The organism is Franconibacter sp. IITDAS19 (genome assembly GCF_023079515.1).
Taxonomy (GTDB): domain Bacteria; phylum Pseudomonadota; class Gammaproteobacteria; order Enterobacterales; family Enterobacteriaceae; genus Franconibacter; species Franconibacter pulveris.
Window position 1 is genome coordinate 576,049 of the sequence record NZ_JALJCP010000002.1, and the last position, 14,509, is coordinate 590,557.

Annotated in this window: 16 protein-coding genes; 6 read left to right on the plus strand and 10 right to left on the minus strand. The window is 57.1% G+C overall.

The window, feature by feature from the left end; translation table 11 throughout:
* Window positions 1-57 precede the first annotated feature (57 nt).
* Window positions 58-300 (plus strand): DUF1883 domain-containing protein, encoded by a 243-nt coding sequence (locus tag MT962_RS08575; protein WP_024558600.1) that lies wholly within the window; start codon window positions 58-60, stop codon window positions 298-300.
* A 29-nt stretch (window positions 301-329) separates the two neighbouring features.
* Here the strand turns inward: MT962_RS08575 and MT962_RS08580 are convergent, their stop codons facing one another.
* Together MT962_RS08580 and chaB are read right to left on the minus strand one after the other, a co-directional pair.
* Window positions 330-1,025 carry a gamma-glutamylcyclotransferase gene (locus MT962_RS08580; RefSeq protein WP_247365389.1) on the minus strand — a complete coding sequence of 232 codons (696 nt, stop codon included), beginning with the start codon at window positions 1,023-1,025 and terminating at the stop codon, window positions 330-332.
* Window positions 1,026-1,254: 229 nt separating this feature from the next.
* Entirely contained in the window at window positions 1,255-1,485 is a 231-nt protein-coding gene (gene chaB / locus MT962_RS08585) for a putative cation transport regulator ChaB (protein ID WP_024558598.1), read from the minus strand.
* Between the two features lie 271 nt (window positions 1,486-1,756).
* Here chaB and chaA point away from each other — a divergent pair, with 271 nt between their 5' ends.
* Window positions 1,757-2,860: a sodium-potassium/proton antiporter ChaA gene (gene chaA, locus MT962_RS08590; protein ID WP_024561861.1), complete on the plus strand. Its 1,104-nt coding sequence runs from the start codon at window positions 1,757-1,759 to the stop codon at window positions 2,858-2,860.
* Between the two features lie 112 nt (window positions 2,861-2,972).
* On the opposite strand, the gene kdsA is transcribed toward chaA, so the two are convergent.
* Genes kdsA through hemA form a run of 6 tightly spaced genes read right to left on the minus strand, consistent with a single transcriptional unit; the run spans window position 2,973 to window position 8,300 of the window.
* The gene (gene kdsA, locus MT962_RS08595) at window positions 2,973-3,827 is read right to left on the minus strand and encodes a 3-deoxy-8-phosphooctulonate synthase (RefSeq protein ID WP_024558589.1); all 855 of its coding nucleotides are present in this window, start codon (window positions 3,825-3,827) and stop codon (window positions 2,973-2,975) included.
* Window positions 3,828-3,870: 43 nt separating this feature from the next.
* Entirely contained in the window at window positions 3,871-4,680 is an 810-nt protein-coding gene (gene sirB1 / locus MT962_RS08600) for an invasion regulator SirB1 (protein ID WP_024558588.1), read from the minus strand.
* Window positions 4,677-5,072 (minus strand): SirB2 family protein, encoded by a 396-nt coding sequence (locus tag MT962_RS08605; RefSeq protein ID WP_024558587.1) that lies wholly within the window; start codon window positions 5,070-5,072, stop codon window positions 4,677-4,679. Before MT962_RS08605 ends, sirB1 begins: the two co-directional genes overlap by 4 nt.
* Window positions 5,073-5,079: 7 nt before the next feature.
* Window positions 5,080-5,922, minus strand: coding sequence for a peptide chain release factor N(5)-glutamine methyltransferase (gene prmC, locus MT962_RS08610; protein WP_247365390.1), 843 nt, complete (start codon window positions 5,920-5,922; stop codon window positions 5,080-5,082).
* Window positions 5,922-7,004 carry a peptide chain release factor 1 gene (prfA, locus tag MT962_RS08615; RefSeq protein ID WP_247365391.1) on the minus strand — a complete coding sequence of 361 codons (1,083 nt, stop codon included), beginning with the start codon at window positions 7,002-7,004 and terminating at the stop codon, window positions 5,922-5,924. The genes prmC and prfA overlap by 1 nt, the downstream gene beginning before the upstream one ends.
* A 39-nt stretch (window positions 7,005-7,043) precedes the next feature.
* Window positions 7,044-8,300: a glutamyl-tRNA reductase gene (gene hemA, locus MT962_RS08620; protein WP_028019895.1), complete on the minus strand. Its 1,257-nt coding sequence runs from the start codon at window positions 8,298-8,300 to the stop codon at window positions 7,044-7,046.
* 201 nt (window positions 8,301-8,501) lie between these two features.
* On the opposite strand from hemA, the gene lolB reads away from it, so the two are divergent.
* The 4 genes from lolB (at window position 8,502) to dauA (ending at window position 12,854) form a co-directional block, all read left to right on the plus strand.
* Complete coding sequence (gene lolB / locus MT962_RS08625) at window positions 8,502-9,125, plus strand: lipoprotein insertase outer membrane protein LolB (RefSeq protein ID WP_024561734.1); 624 nt, start codon at window positions 8,502-8,504, stop codon at window positions 9,123-9,125.
* Window positions 9,125-9,991, plus strand: a complete 867-nt coding sequence (gene ispE, locus MT962_RS08630) for a 4-(cytidine 5'-diphospho)-2-C-methyl-D-erythritol kinase (protein ID WP_247365490.1) — start codon at window positions 9,125-9,127, stop codon at window positions 9,989-9,991. Before lolB ends, ispE begins: the two co-directional genes overlap by 1 nt.
* 115 nt (window positions 9,992-10,106) lie before the next feature.
* Entirely contained in the window at window positions 10,107-11,054 is a 948-nt protein-coding gene (prs, locus tag MT962_RS08635; RefSeq protein WP_024553864.1) for a ribose-phosphate diphosphokinase, read from the plus strand.
* Between the two features lie 120 nt (window positions 11,055-11,174).
* Window positions 11,175-12,854: a C4-dicarboxylic acid transporter DauA gene (gene dauA / locus MT962_RS08640; RefSeq protein ID WP_247365392.1), complete on the plus strand. Its 1,680-nt coding sequence runs from the start codon at window positions 11,175-11,177 to the stop codon at window positions 12,852-12,854.
* Between the two features lie 10 nt (window positions 12,855-12,864).
* On the opposite strand, the gene MT962_RS08645 is transcribed toward dauA, so the two are convergent.
* Entirely contained in the window at window positions 12,865-13,905 is a 1,041-nt protein-coding gene (locus tag MT962_RS08645; RefSeq protein ID WP_028019894.1) for a MerR family transcriptional regulator, read from the minus strand.
* A 133-nt stretch (window positions 13,906-14,038) separates the two neighbouring features.
* A complete protein-coding gene (gene ychH, locus MT962_RS08650) occupies window positions 14,039-14,308 on the minus strand; it encodes a stress-induced protein YchH (RefSeq protein ID WP_024558579.1) in 270 nt (89 codons plus the stop codon).
* Window positions 14,309-14,509 lie beyond the last annotated feature (201 nt).

Sequence of the window (14,509 nt, forward strand, 5' to 3'; positions counted from 1 at the left end):
TTTTATCGCCTGACGAGATGAAAGCAGACATTTTCACATTGATAGCAGGGGTAAAAAATGGCTTTGGTTAAAACGACGTTAAAACTTTTTGGCGGCGACACCGTGGTGGTGCGCTGTTCGGATAAATGTCATATCCACTTGATGAGCGCGAAAGCGCGTGCTGAAGAGGCGGCGGATATTCTGAGCGTCGAGGATCGCAGCAGCGCGTATCTGACGGTGCCCTACAGCGGTTTATGGAATGTCCTGATCGATAGCCGCAGTCAGTCGCTGGAGCACTCCATTAGTTACGTACCAGCCTGACCGTTTCCCCTCCGCGCAAGCGGAGGGTTTTATGCAAACCCGGGCTGGAGCTCCCCGCCCTGCTCACCGCGCTGTTGCCAGGCGCGCACTTCGCTCACCAGCTCATCCAGACAATCGTCCCGCATCCCCAGCTTTTTCAACTCCTGCTCAAGCGAAAAGAGATACTGCGCGTTGGTGCCAAGCGGCCCGCTGGCGGCGGCGATAAGCGGAGCGATAACCCTTGCGCGGGTGTCGGGTTCATAGAGGGGATGGCGCGGATCCATAATAAAGACCAGCGCATTGATGGTGCGACCGTCATCAAGCTCAAGTTTGCACCAGCTTGGCAGGTAGCAGCCGGTAATCATTTCCCGCTTCCACAGCAGCGTCAGCTCCGCTTCAAGCTGCGACTCGGGAATACGGTAAGCAACGCCGGTCGTGCGGCCGCCCTCTTTAAGCGCCAGCATGCGTCCTGGCTGGCAGGCGGTGCCGCGTCCGGCGGTTAAACGCAGGCAGAAAGCGCGGTGCCAGCCCACCAGTGTGCCCGGCGCGCACTCTTCGAACTCCAGCGCCGGGTTCCACATCAGCGAGCCGTAGCCGAAAATCCATACCGGGCCGTCGTCCGGCCGACAGGCAAGCGTAGCCGCCAGCGACGCCGCGCGCTGCTCCGGCGACCAGAGTAAGGATTCCTCAATTGCGCCAAACGCCGTTTTACAGTCCGCTTTCATTAAGAAATCACGAGTTAACACGTTCTACCTCCGCCACTGCTTACTGCTACTGCTCTCTTCCCTGCCATTTTTAAGCGCTTTCCGGGCATTATTGCTGTTTATTTAGAAAGCAACAGTGCTGACGATATGCAATTAGCGTGGCGCTGGCAAGGGTGACGGCCATCACAAAAACACATAACCGTCATCTTTTCCTGCCAGAATAAGCGATCGGGCTGTAAAGGTATCGGGTAATCAAGGCATTAAAGCACCCTTATTTTTTCTTATGCCATTTGTCATCATCGCCTTTTTCATACTCATTTTTTACTGCGGCCCAGGCCACCTTATGCGCCGTCTCTTCCCGGGTATCGTCGCCGCGTCGGTCATCTTTGTCTTTATATTGGTCCCAAGCGCTGTTGAAGGCCTCTTTATAGATATCCTGCGCGTGGGCAGGCAGCACGTTTTTCACGTTGTCGGGTAAATCGCTGCGGGAATCGTATGGCATCGGCTATCTCCTTTTACACAGAAAAAGTAAGTGTGGAACAGGATGCGCGCCTTCGCCAGCCGGGGTGAATTGTGGTTTGTAATCAGGTTCAACCCGCTGGCGGATAAACGTAATATAAACAAAGCCGTCAATTATGACGCTTTCAGCGTAAAAATTATCTTAAGCCGTAAAAATTCGTAAATATCCCGCGATAAAAGCGCGTGTTTGCTATTTTATGCGCAGCTCGTTCGCTCACTATAATGATAAAGAATCGCCACTCTGGAGAAAATTAATGACCAAAACAACGCATGAGGCGGTGAAAACCCGCCACAAGGAGACCACGCTCATTTTTCCGGTGCTGGCGCTGGCGGTACTGGCCCTGTGGGGCGGGAGCCAGTCGCTGCCAGCGGTAGTCGGTATTAACATCCTTTCCCTGATAGCCATTCTCTACAGCGCGTTTAGCGTGGTGCGACACGCCGATGTGCTGGCGCACCGCCTGGGCGAGCCTTATGGGTCGCTTATCCTGAGCCTCTCGGTCGTTATCCTCGAAGTCAGCCTGATTTCCGCCCTGATGGCGACCGGCGACGCCGCGCCAACCCTGATGCGCGATACGCTTTACTCCATCATCATGATTGTCACCGGCGGGCTGGTGGGTTTCGCCTTGCTGCTGGGCGGGCGCAAGTTCGCCACGCAATATGTGAACCTGTTCGGCATTAAGCAGTACCTGATAGCGCTCTTTCCGCTGGCGGTGATTGTGCTGGTCTTCCCGATGGCCCTGCCCGGTGGCAACTTCACCACCGCCCAGTCGCTGCTGGTGGCGCTGATTTCCGCCGCCATGTACGGCGTGTTCTTGCTGATTCAGACCAAAACGCACCAGAGCCTGTTTGTTTACGAGCATGAAGATGAAGGCGACGGTGACGACCCGCACCACGGCAAACCTTCGGCGCACAGCAGCCTGTGGCATGCCATCTGGCTGATCGTTCATCTGATTGCGGTTATCGCCGTGACCAAAATGAACGCAAACCCACTGGAAGCCTTGCTGACGCACCTGAACGCCCCGGTCTCCTTCACCGGTTTTCTGGTGGCGCTGCTGATCCTCTCGCCGGAAGGCCTGGGGGCCTTAAAAGCGGTGCTCAATAACCAGGTGCAGCGCGCCATGAACCTCTTCTTTGGTTCCGTGCTGGCGACAATCTCATTAACGGTTCCCACGGTCACGCTGATAGCGATCCTGACCGGCAACGACCTGGTGTTTGGTCTGGGCGCGCCGGAGATGGTGGTTATGCTGGCCTCGCTGGTGCTCTGTCAGATCTCTTTCTCCACAGGGCGGACGAACGTGCTTAACGGCGCGGCGCATCTGGCGCTTTTCGCCGCCTATCTGATGACGATTTTTGCTTAATCGGCTCTCGATATAATACGCAGAGTAGCGCTTTGCTTCGTCCTTACAGGCTGGCTTAGTTTCAGCCCATAAAAAAAACCCGCCGAAGCGGGGTTTTTTGTTAGCCAGAACCTTAGTTGCTGGTATCGAGCTCTTCGAAGCCTTTAACGAGATCGTCGATGGCTTTGATCTGCTTCAGGAACGGCTCAAGCTTCGCCAGCGGCAGTGCGGACGGGCCGTCGCATTTAGCATGTTCCGGGTCCGGATGCGCTTCGATAAACAGGCCGGCGATGCCGGTCGCCATGCCGGCGCGGGCCAGCTCAGCCACCTGCGCGCGACGACCGCTGGAGGCGGCGCCGAACGGGTCGCGGCACTGCAGCGCGTGCGTCACGTCGAAAATCACCGGCGCGTTGCCAGACACTTTCTTCATCACGCTGAAGCCCAGCATATCAACCACCAGGTTGTCATAACCGAAGTTAGTGCCGCGGTCGCACAAAATCACTTTGTCGTTGCCGCCCTCGTGGAATTTATCCACGATGTTGCCAACCTGCCCCGGGCTGATGAACTGCGGCTTTTTGATGTTGATAACCGCGCCGGTTTTCGCCATCGCTTCCACCAGATCGGTTTGACGCGCCAGGAAGGCCGGCAGCTGGATAACGTCCACCACTTCAGAAACCGGCTGCGCCTGCTCGGCGGTATGCACGTCAGTGATAATTTTAACGCCGAAGGCCTGCTTCAGCTCCTGGAAGATTTTCATCCCTTCTTCCAGACCCGGTCCGCGATAGGAGTGAATGGAGGAGCGGTTGGCTTTATCAAAGGAGGCTTTAAAAACGTAAGGAATGCCGAGTTTGTCGGTCACGTTGACGTAGTGCTCGCAGATTTGCATCGCGAGATCGCGCGACTCAAGCACATTCATGCCGCCAAAGAGAACGAACGGCAGATCGTTCGCCACGTTGATATTGCCAATACTAACCACTTTTTGCTTCATAAGTTCGCCCTTGTCAGCGGTAAATCGGTATACGGTTTGCTAATCAGTGCAGCGTAATCTGCTTGTGCGAAATCGAATTGATTTGCGCGCGGATCATTTCGCTAATCGGATCTTCCGGGCACTGCTCGACAAAATAGCTCAGGTCGTTCAGCGCGACATGTTCGCAATCCAGCTGCGCATAGATAAGCCCACGGTCGCGGATCTCATACGGATCTTCCGGGTTGAACTGCAGCAGCGCTTCACTGGTGCGCAGAGCAAGCTCCATCTGGCTCTCCTCCATCAACGCGGATTTCAGGGTATCCAGCAGCTTGCGAATAACCTCGGCGTTTTCCGATTCTTCAAGGTCGTCGACATAGAGTTCCGCCACCGGGTTAACGTTGCCCTTGAGCCACACCTCAAGCGTATGCTCATCCAGCGTTTCGCCATTGAACGGATTAATCAACCACATTTCGCCATCCATCCAGTCAGCGCGCAGAATCAGCTGCGTCGGGAAAATCACCGGCGTCAGCGGGATCTCCAGCCTGTCGGCTATCCACAGCAGTATCGCGCCCAGCGATACGGCGCTGCCCTGGCGATTTTTTAATACCTTATCCAGCCAGAGCGCATCGGAAAGGCGGTATACGCCGCGCGCGTCGGAAAAACCCCATTCGCCATAAAACAGCTCAAGCAGGCGCTCAAGCTGCATATCCTGATGGAGCCCCTCGCAAATTTCTTCCCGGGCGAGGCTAACCAGCGCGTCAAGCTGCTGATAGACCTCCTGATCGGGAAAATCATCGCGGATTAATTGTGAAACCAGCACCATGCCGTCGCAGAGCGGTGCTTTGTTAAATTCGAAATCGGCCAACGACTTCATATCAACCCCAATAACGGTATCTTCGTGGTGGCAAGTCTAATGATGATGTAAAGCACCACCAGCCCCAGCAAAAACGCGATCCAGCGTGTTTGCTGGCTTCGCGGGCGTCGACCCAGCGCGATAAACCCTAAAGCGATATAAATGATAACGCCAAAGAGCTTCTCCGTCAGCCATGCGCCTTGCGGCGTGAAGGGATAAAAGTGCGTTATGAGCACTAGCGCAACACCGCTCGCCAGCAAAAGGGTGTCGTTAACATGCGGAACGATACGCACCCAGCGCTTCGCCGACATGGCCGAGCCACGATATTGCCAGACGTAGCGTAAAACAAACAGGCTGATGGAGATGATCACCGTCAGGATATGAAAATGCTTCAGTGCAAAATAAGCCGCCATGGCCTTGTTACTCCTGTTTTATTGCAAATTGACCCAGCGTCAGACGCTCATTGCCGCCGTAATCCCGGCAGGTATCCACCGCATGATAACCCGCTTCGCTAAAAAGCTCCCGTACCGCTTCACCCTGACGCCAGCCGTGCTCTAACAATAGCCAGCCCTGGTTAACAAGAAAGCGGCGCGCCTCGAAAATTAATGTTCTGAGATCCGCAAGGCCATTCTCGTCCGCCACCAGTGCGCTGCGCGGCTCGAAGCGCACGTCGCCCTGAGTAAGATGCGGATCGGCATCGTCGATATAAGGCGGATTACTGACGATAAGCGTGAAATACGCTTCGTCTAACGCGCTGAACCAGTCGCTTTGCAGAAGCGTAATATTAGGAATAGCGAGGTGTTGCGCATTGCGGCGCGCCAGCTCGACAGCCTGCGGCACTACATCAAGGGCGGTGACATGGCAGTCCGGCCGCTCGCTGGCGAGAGCCAGCGCAATAGCGCCCGTGCCCGTGCCCAAATCCAGAATTTGACAGGGTTCTGCGGGCAGACGCGCCAGCGCCTGCTCCACCAGACATTCCGTATCCGGACGGGGAATAAGCGTGGCGGGAGAGACAAACAGCGGCAACGACCAGAACTCACGTAAACCCGTCAGATGCGCCACTGGCTCGCCCTGCGCCCGGCGCTCAAGCAAGTTTTCAAGCGCCTGCGCTTCATCTTCGCTAAGCAGGGTTTCGCCGAAAGCGAGAATAAACGTGCGGGTTTTACCCGTTACAAGACCAAGCAAAATCTCCGCGTCCCGGCGCGGAGATTCGCTTTGCGTTAAGCGCGCAATAGCCTGCTTAAGCCAGTGCTGATAGTCCATTAGTCCTGCTCAGCCAGCGCGGCCAGCTGGTCCGCCTGGTGTTCCTGAATGATAGGCTCAATAAGCGCATCCAGCTTCCCTTCCATTACTTCATCCAGACGGTAGAGCGTCAGGTTAATGCGGTGGTCGGTAACGCGCCCTTGCGGGAAGTTATAGGTGCGGTTTCGGTCGGACCGGTCGCCGCTGCCAAGCAGGTTGCGGCGCGTGGACGCTTCCGCCTGCTGCCGTTTCGCCATTTCTGCGGCGTGGATACGCGCACCAAGCACCGCCAGCGCTTTGGCTTTGTTTTTATGCTGCGAGCGTTCATCCTGGCACTCCACCACAATGCCCGTCGGCAGGTGGGTGATGCGAATGGCGGAGTCGGTGGTGTTAACGTGCTGGCCGCCCGCGCCAGAAGAGCGGAAGGTATCGATGCGCAGATCGGCTGGGTTGATGTCCGGCAGCTCCGCCTCCGGCAGCTCCGGCATCACCGCCACGGTGCAGGCGGAGGTGTGAATACGGCCCTGGGATTCCGTCGCCGGAACGCGCTGCACGCGATGCCCGCCCGATTCAAACTTCAGACGCCCGTACACACCTTCGCCGCTGATTTTGGCGATCACTTCTTTATAACCGCCATGCTCGCCTTCGTTGGCGCTCATGATTTCCACCCGCCAGCGGCGGGATTCCGCGTAACGGCTGTACATACGGAAAAGGTCGCCGGCGAACAGCGCCGCCTCGTCGCCGCCGGTGCCGGCGCGCACTTCAACAAACGCGTTGCGCTCGTCGTCTGGATCTTTTGGTAGCAGCAATACCTGTAGCTGCTGTTCCAGCTCTTCGCTGCGGCTTTTCGCATCGCGCAGCTCTTCCTGCGCCATATCGCGCATTTCCGGATCTTCAAGCAGGCTTTCTGCGGTTAGCAGATCGTCCTGAACCTGTTGCCACTGTAAAAAACAGCGAGAAACATCGCTTAACTGGGCGTATTCACGGGAAAGCGCGCGAAAGCGATCCTGGTCGGCGATAGTGCTCGCGTCGCCGAGGAGCGCCTGAACTTCTTCATGACGCTCCTGCAAGGCTTCCAGTTTGGCAACGATAGAAGGCTTCATAGGCGGTAGTTCACCTTTTTGTAATAAGAATGTGTGGCGCTACTCCAGCCCGAGGCTGTTGCGCAGAATATGCAGGCGTTCGTCATCCCCGTCACGGGCGGCCTGCTGAAGAGATTTGGTTGGCGCGTGGATCAGGCGGTTGGTCAGTTTCCGGGCCAGATCCTGCAAAATGGATTCGGCGTCGCCGCCTTGTTGCAGCGCGGCCAGGGCTTTGGCGGTGAGTTCTTCCCTCACCTGCTCCGCCTGGCTGCGGTATTCACGAATGGTTGCGCTGGCGCTTTGCGCGCGCAGCCAGGCCATAAATTCGTGCGCTTCCTGCTCGACAATCGATTCTGCTTCAACCGCCGCCGCTTTGCGCTGCGCGAGGTTGTGCTGGATGATCGATTGCAGGTCGTCAACGCTGTAGAGGTAAGCGTTGGCGAGCTTGCCCACTTCCGGCTCGACGTCGCGCGGTACGGCGATATCCACCAGCAGCATCGGCTGATTGCGGCGAGCCTTCAGGGCGCGCTCCACCATGCCTTTGCCGATAATCGGCAATGGGCTTGCGGTGGAGCTGATAATAATGTCGGCCTCTTTCAGACGCTCGTCTATCTCCGCAAGATTGATGACTTCCGCGCCCACCTCATCCGCCAGACGCTGGGCGCGCTCCAGGGTGCGGTTAGCGATAATCATCTTCTTGACGTTGTGTTCGCGCAGATGACGGGCGGCCAGTTCGATGGTTTCCCCCGCCCCGACTAACAGCACCGTGACGCTGGAAAGGGATTCGAAAATCTGGCGCGCCAGCGTGCAGGCGGCGAAAGCGACGGAAACGGCGCTGGCGCCGATGTCGGTTTCGGTGCGCACGCGCTTGGCGACGGAGAACGATTTCTGGAACATGCGTTCCAGCTCGCTCGCTTTCGCATGACCGCGCTGGGAGTCGGCGAACGCTTTTTTCACCTGGCCCAGGATTTGTGGCTCGCCCAGCACTAAGGAGTCCAGCCCGCTGGCGACGCGCATCAGGTGGCTTACCGCATCGTTGTCGTGATGCCAGTAAAGGCTGTTGCGCACCTCATCTTCATTGAGGTTGTGGTAGTCGCAAAGCCAGCGCACCAGCCGGTCGTGCAGATTGTCCTGCTCTTCCACGCTCAGATAGAGCTCTGTGCGATTGCACGTTGAGAGCACTACGCCGCCCTGCACCATTGGCTGCGCAAGCAGGCTTTCCAGCGCCTGGTCGAGCGTATCCGGCGAAAACGTAACGCGTTCTCGCAGCGAAACAGGAGCCGTTTTGTGGTTGATGCCGAGTGCTAAAAGGGTCATGTGAGCGGGAATAGTACCAGCGTTGATAAGGTTTGACTTCGCGCATCATACAGGATGCGTAAGGTCAATAAAAGAGAACCGCCTCTTTTGGAGTAATAGTTAATTTCATGATTTAAGACAACTTGAACGTAGACGCTCTTGCACGCGAGCGCTAGCATGAAAGGTTATAACCCCAACACGCATCAAGGATTTGACGTCAATATGGCTATTTCATCTCTGCGCTTTTTGCGTCTTTTGCCGCTGGCGAGCCTCGTTCTGACCGCCTGCGCCGTTAATACGCCGAAAGGTCCGGGCAAAAGCCCCGACTCCCCGCAGTGGCAGCAGCACCAACAGCAGGTGCGCAGCCTGAATCAGTACCAGACTCGCGGCGCTTTCGCTTATCTTTCCGATGAACAGAAAGTCTATGCCCGCTTCTTCTGGCAACAAACCGGTCAGGACCGCTACCGACTGCTGCTGACCAACCCGCTTGGCAGCACGGAAATGGAGCTGAATGCGCAGCCGGGCGTGGTGCAACTGGTGGATAACAAAGGCCAGCGCTACACCGCCACCGATGCCGAAGAGATGATTGCAAAGCTGACCGGCATGCCGATCCCCATCAACAGCCTGCGTCAGTGGATCCTTGGCCTGCCGGGCGACGCGACCGATTATAAACTCGACAACCAGTATCGCCTGAGCGAAGTGAACTACACGCAAAACGGCAAAACGTGGCATGTAGTTTATAGCGGCTATGACAGTAAAACCCAGCCTGCCCTGCCTTCGAATATGGAGCTGACCGAAGGCGACCAGCGCATCAAGCTGAAAATGGATAACTGGATAGTTAAATGATGACGCGTTGGCCCTCTCCGGCAAAGCTGAACCTGTTTCTCTATATCACGGGCCGTCGTGAAGATGGCTACCATACTTTGCAGACGCTGTTTCAGTTTGTGAATTACGGCGACACGGTGCTTATCGCCCCGCGTCATGACGGCGAGCTGCGGCTAACCACGCCGATTGCGGGCGTGCCCGATGAAGAAAACCTTATCCTGCGCGCGGCGCGACTGCTCATGCGCCGCGCCCGGGAGACGGGCCGTCTGCCAGCAGGGGCCGGCGCGGATCTGGGAGTAGAAAAGCGGTTGCCGATGGGCGGCGGGCTGGGCGGCGGCTCTTCTAACGCCGCCACTGTTCTGGTCGCGCTAAACCATTTATGGCAAACCGGCTTAAGCGAAGCGGAACTTGCTGCGCTTGGCATACAGCTTGGCGCAGATGTGCCGGTTTTCGTGCGCGGTCATGCCGCCTTCGCCGAAGGGGTGGGTGAACGCTTAACGCCCGTTTCGCCGCCGGAAAAATGGTATCTGGTCGCGCATCCGGGCGTGAGCATCGCGACGCCGGTTATCTTCAAAGACCCTGATTTACCGCGTAACACGCCCGCCCGGTCAATAGAAACGTTACTGAATTGTGAATTCAGTAATGATTGCGAGCAGATCGCAAGAAAACGTTTTCGCGAGGTTGATGCCGCGCTTTCCTGGCTGTTAGAATACGCGCCGTCGCGCCTGACTGGCACTGGCGCTTGCGTGTTTGCTGAATTTGACACCGAGTCCGCTGCCCGAAAGGTGCTTGAGCAAGCCCCGGAATGGCTGCGCGGTTTCGTTGCGCAAGGCGTAAATATTTCGCCGCTACAGCAAGCCATTTCCGGGCAAGCTGAGCCCTGGTGACAACGTCACCCTTGTTCCAGACGTTGCGCCACGCTCTTTAAATACACCGCCTGGATGGTCGTTATCGCCGCGGTAACCGCCATCCACCACTGGACGCATGCCTGAGGTTCTTCTCGTGCCTGATATGAAGCTTTTTGCTGGTAACGCCACCCCGGAACTAGCACAACGTATTGCCAACCGCCTGTACACTTCCCTCGGCGACGCTGCTGTCGGTCGCTTTAGCGACGGTGAAGTCAGCGTACAAATCAATGAAAATGTACGCGGTGGTGATATTTTCATCATCCAGTCCACCTGTGCCCCTACTAACGACAACCTGATGGAACTCGTTGTTATGGTTGATGCGCTGCGCCGTGCTTCCGCAGGCCGCATCACCGCTGTTATCCCCTACTTTGGCTATGCCCGTCAGGACCGTCGCGTGCGTTCCGCACGTGTGCCGATCACTGCGAAAGTAGTGGCCGATTTCCTGTCGAGCGTTGGGGTTGACCGTGTGCTCACCGTGGACCTGCACGCAGAACAAATTCAGGGTTTCTTTGATGTGCCGGTAGATAACGTCTTCGGCAGCCCTATCCTGCTGGAGGATATGCTGCAGCAGAACCTGGACAACCCGATTGTCGTTTCTCCCGATATCGGCGGCGTGGTTCGCGCCCGCGCTATCGCTAAACTGCTCAACGACACCGACATGGCTATCATCGATAAACGTCGCCCGCGCGCTAACGTTTCTCAGGTAATGCACATCATCGGCGACGTAGCAGGCCGCGATTGCGTACTGGTTGACGATATGATCGACACCGGCGGCACCCTGTGCAAAGCGGCGGAAGCGCTGAAAGAGCGCGGCGCGAAGCGCGTTTTCGCCTATGCAACGCACCCGATTTTCTCCGGCAACGCGGTCAGCAACCTGCGCAACTCCGTCATTGACGAAGTCGTGGTTTGCGACACCATTCCGCTGGCTGAAGAGATCAAAGCGCTGCCGAACGTACGTACGCTGACGCTCTCTGGCATGCTGGCCGAAGCGATTCGTCGTATCAGTAACGAAGAATCTATCTCTGCTATGTTCGAGCATTAATCGGACAACGCTTAAAAACCCGCCGAGGCGGGTTTTTTTGTTTTTGTGATTTATTTGTATGACTTATACCTCACTCATCTTTCATAATCCTGAAAGATGAAATGCTCAGGGATGAAAACCGTGAAAACCCTTTTCTCTGCTCAAATAATGCCCTTCCGCGCGCTGGTAGACGCCTGCTGGCGCGAAAAATACACACTTTCGCGTTTCTCACGCGATGTGATTGCGGGCGTGACCGTCGGGATCATCGCCATTCCGCTCGCGATGGCGCTGGCCATCGGCAGCGGCGTGCCGCCGCAGTATGGCCTTTATACGTCAGCGATTGCCGGCATGGTCATCGCCTTAAGCGGCGGCTCACGCTTTAGCGTTTCCGGGCCGACGGCGGCGTTTGTTGTCATTCTTTATCCGGTCGCCCAGCAGTTTGGCCTGGCCGGACTGTTAATGGCGACGTTACTCTCCGGCCTTTTTCTGGTGCTCTTCGGCCTGGCGCGGTTCGGCAGGCTGATTGAGTACATCCCCCTTTCCGTCACGCTGGGATTTACTTCCGGGATCGGCATTACCATCGCCACCATGCAGATTAAAGATTTTCTCGGCCTGGAGATGGCGCATGTGCCGGAGCACTACCTGCAAAAAGTGGGCGCGCTGGTGATGGCGCTGCCAACGGTGAATACCGGCGATGCGGCTATCGGTATCGTGACGCTTGCAGTGCTTATTTTATGGCCCCGCCTCGGCATTCGCCTGCCGGGTCATCTCCCTGCTCTGCTCGCCGGGTGCGCGGTCATGGGCGTGGTGAACCTGCTTGGCGGGGAAGTGGCGACCATCGGCTCACGCTTCCATTATGTTTTGGCCGACGGCGCCCAGGGCAACGGGATACCCCCGTTACTGCCGCAGCTTGTACTGCCCTGGAACCTGCCAGGTTCGACCTTTACGCTAAGCTGGGATTCGCTGCAGGCGCTGCTGCCTGCCGCCTTTTCCATGGCGATGCTCGGGGCGATTGAATCCTTGCTCTGCGCCGTGGTGCTGGACGGCATGACCGGTACTAAACACAACGCCAACAGCGAGTTGATAGGCCAGGGTTTTGGCAACCTTGTCGCGCCTTTCTTTGGCGGCATTACCGCCACGGCGGCGATCGCCCGCTCCGCCGCCAACGTGCGCGCCGGGGCCACCTCGCCCGTCTCTGCGGTGATCCACGCATTGCTGGTGCTCCTCGCGCTGCTGGCACTGGCGCCGCTGCTCTCCTGGCTGCCGCTCTCCGCCATGGCGGCGCTGCTGCTGATGGTGGCCTGGAACATGAGCGAAGCGCACAAGGTGGTAAACCTGCTAAGGCGTGCGCCGCGCGACGATATTATCGTTATGCTGATCTGTATGTCCCTGACCGTGCTGTTCGATATGGTCATCGCAATAAGCGTGGGCATTGTGCTGGCATCGTTGTTGTTTATGCGCCGCGTAGCGCGCATGACGCGAACCGTGCCGTTGAATGTCGCGTTAGCGGATGACGTACTGGCGGTGCGGGTCACCGGGCCACTCTTTTTTGCGGCGGCGGAAGGCGTATTCAGCCCGCTTTTGCAACAGGCCGAAGGCAAACGTGTTGTGGTAATGCAATGGGACGCCGTGCCGGTGCTGGACGCCGGCGGGCTGGATGCGCTGCAGCGCTTTATTGAACGCCTGCCGCAGGGTTGCGAGCTGCGTATCTGCCAGCTTGAATTTCAACCGCTGCGCACGCTGGCGCGCGCAGGCGTACAGCCCATCCCTGGGCGTCTTGCCTTCTTCCCGGATCAGGCCAGCGCGTTAGCCGACCTCTGATTCACTTCGCTTAGCGCGCTGTTGCATCGCCTTGCATCAGCGCGCCCACCGCCTGTTGCAACCAGCCCAGCACCTCCGGTGTCATCCATGTGCCGACGGAAAGCGCAGGCTCTTTGCTCATCGCCTCGCGGAATTTTTGGTGAGTCTGGGGATTGTTGCCGGCAAACGAGGTAAAGAGTTCAAGCCAGTTCGCCGCCAGCCCCTTGCCCTCTTCGCTTCCCGGCGCAATCCCTTTCGCCTGCGCCGCATGCAGCTTCGCCACCAGCGGCGGCCACTCCATCATGCGGTCAAAGTAGTGGGCGCGAGTATAAGCATACTCTTGCGGGTTAAGGTAGCGCTGATAAATCGCCAGCTTTGATTCCGCAAACGCCCGCGTGACATACTCCATCACCTCCGGCGTAATGCCGGTTTGCTCCTGCATCTGCGGCTCTTTGGCGTGCATTTCGTTCAGGCGCGTCAGGAAATCGGGTTTGCCGGCGGTGTCGCGCTCCAGCATCTCCATCCAGCGAGTGGCGAGGCGCTGCGCCTGCGGCGCTTCCGGCGGCGTGTTCTGGGCTATCAGCTGCTTCACCTGCTGCACAAGCTGCAGCCATTCGTTCTCCCGCGCCGGATCTTTTTTCGCAAAGGGCAGCGCTTCCAGTTCTGCTTTACTGAACCAACGGTCGTACATTTTCATCAACTCCAGTGTGATTAGCCATTCAGAGAGATTCGGCTCCTGCCCCGCTTTCAGGTCGCTCTGCAATGCCTCCAGTCTTTCGCGAAGCGTAGTGATGCGTGAAATCTGGCTGTCGAGCATGGCGATTTGCTGATCGATAATATCGGTCAGGGCAACCGAATGGTTCTCCAGACAGGCGCGCACTTCGGCAAGCGTCAGTCCCATATGGCTTAATGCCTGGATAGTATGCAAACGTTCTACATCACGGGCGTTATAAAGCCGGTAACCTGCCTCGGTGCGGGCCGAAGGCAACAGCAGGCCCTGCGACTCGTAGTGGTGTAATGCGCGAACCGTAATCCCGGCGCGCCGGGCCAGTTCGCCTACCTGTATTAACATCTTGTCGTAGCTCCTGTTTTGCTGCTTCACGGTGAAGTGTGATGTCTTACGTAACGTGAGGGTCAAGCCGAAAAGCATAAAAAAAACGGCCTCTTTGCAGAAGCCGTTTTTTCTCGCCGTGGGGGCGTTAACGTTACCGGTGTTGATTGCGCTGGCAGCGCTTATCGAAATGTCGCACCCACCAGTAGCGGTCGCATACCTGCTCATGGCCGCCTACGCGCGCGCCAGCCAGCCATAACACCGCGCCGACAAAGATGCTCAGTACCGCGCCGTGGGCGAAGAATTGCGGCAGTTGCAGCTGCGGAAGCTGGTTGAGGATGGAATAGCCGACGCCGACAACCATAACAACGAGCCCCAACCCCATCAGAAAATTACCAAGTAATGAAGCGTTTTTGCGTCTCACAGGTCACCTCCAGGTAAATGGGTTGATGGGGAATGCCCCCTCTCCTTGTGTGTAAAGTATAGGTAACGCTTATAGGTAGCCGATGAGGGTCAGGTCACAATTCTGGATATATCTCTCACAAAACTTTACAAATAAACCCCTGATCAAATTGAAATTCTAATTATTACGCGTTGCGACTATTCAAATTCATTCGCATGCCCT

What these genes read in the sequence shown, in the direction of transcription:
- MT962_RS08575 (WP_024558600.1), top strand. Translation starts at nt 58, where the DNA reads ATGGCTTTGGTTAAAACGACGTTAAAACTTTTTGGCGGCGACACCGTG.
- chaB (WP_024558598.1), bottom strand. Translation starts at nt 1,485, where the DNA reads ATGCCATACGATTCCCGCAGCGATTTACCCGACAACGTGAAAAACGTG.
- hemA (WP_028019895.1), bottom strand. Translation starts at nt 8,300, where the DNA reads ATGACCCTTTTAGCACTCGGCATCAACCACAAAACGGCTCCTGTTTCG.
- MT962_RS08605 (WP_024558587.1), bottom strand. Translation starts at nt 5,072, where the DNA reads ATGGCGGCTTATTTTGCACTGAAGCATTTTCATATCCTGACGGTGATC.
- lolB (WP_024561734.1), top strand. Translation starts at nt 8,502, where the DNA reads ATGGCTATTTCATCTCTGCGCTTTTTGCGTCTTTTGCCGCTGGCGAGC.
- prfA (WP_247365391.1), bottom strand. Translation starts at nt 7,004, where the DNA reads ATGAAGCCTTCTATCGTTGCCAAACTGGAAGCCTTGCAGGAGCGTCAT.
- chaA (WP_024561861.1), top strand. Translation starts at nt 1,757, where the DNA reads ATGACCAAAACAACGCATGAGGCGGTGAAAACCCGCCACAAGGAGACC.
- sirB1 (WP_024558588.1), bottom strand. Translation starts at nt 4,680, where the DNA reads ATGAAGTCGTTGGCCGATTTCGAATTTAACAAAGCACCGCTCTGCGAC.
- kdsA (WP_024558589.1), bottom strand. Translation starts at nt 3,827, where the DNA reads ATGAAGCAAAAAGTGGTTAGTATTGGCAATATCAACGTGGCGAACGAT.
- prmC (WP_247365390.1), bottom strand. Translation starts at nt 5,922, where the DNA reads ATGGACTATCAGCACTGGCTTAAGCAGGCTATTGCGCGCTTAACGCAA.
- MT962_RS08645 (WP_028019894.1), bottom strand. Translation starts at nt 13,905, where the DNA reads ATGTTAATACAGGTAGGCGAACTGGCCCGGCGCGCCGGGATTACGGTT.
- ispE (WP_247365490.1), top strand. Translation starts at nt 9,125, where the DNA reads ATGACGCGTTGGCCCTCTCCGGCAAAGCTGAACCTGTTTCTCTATATC.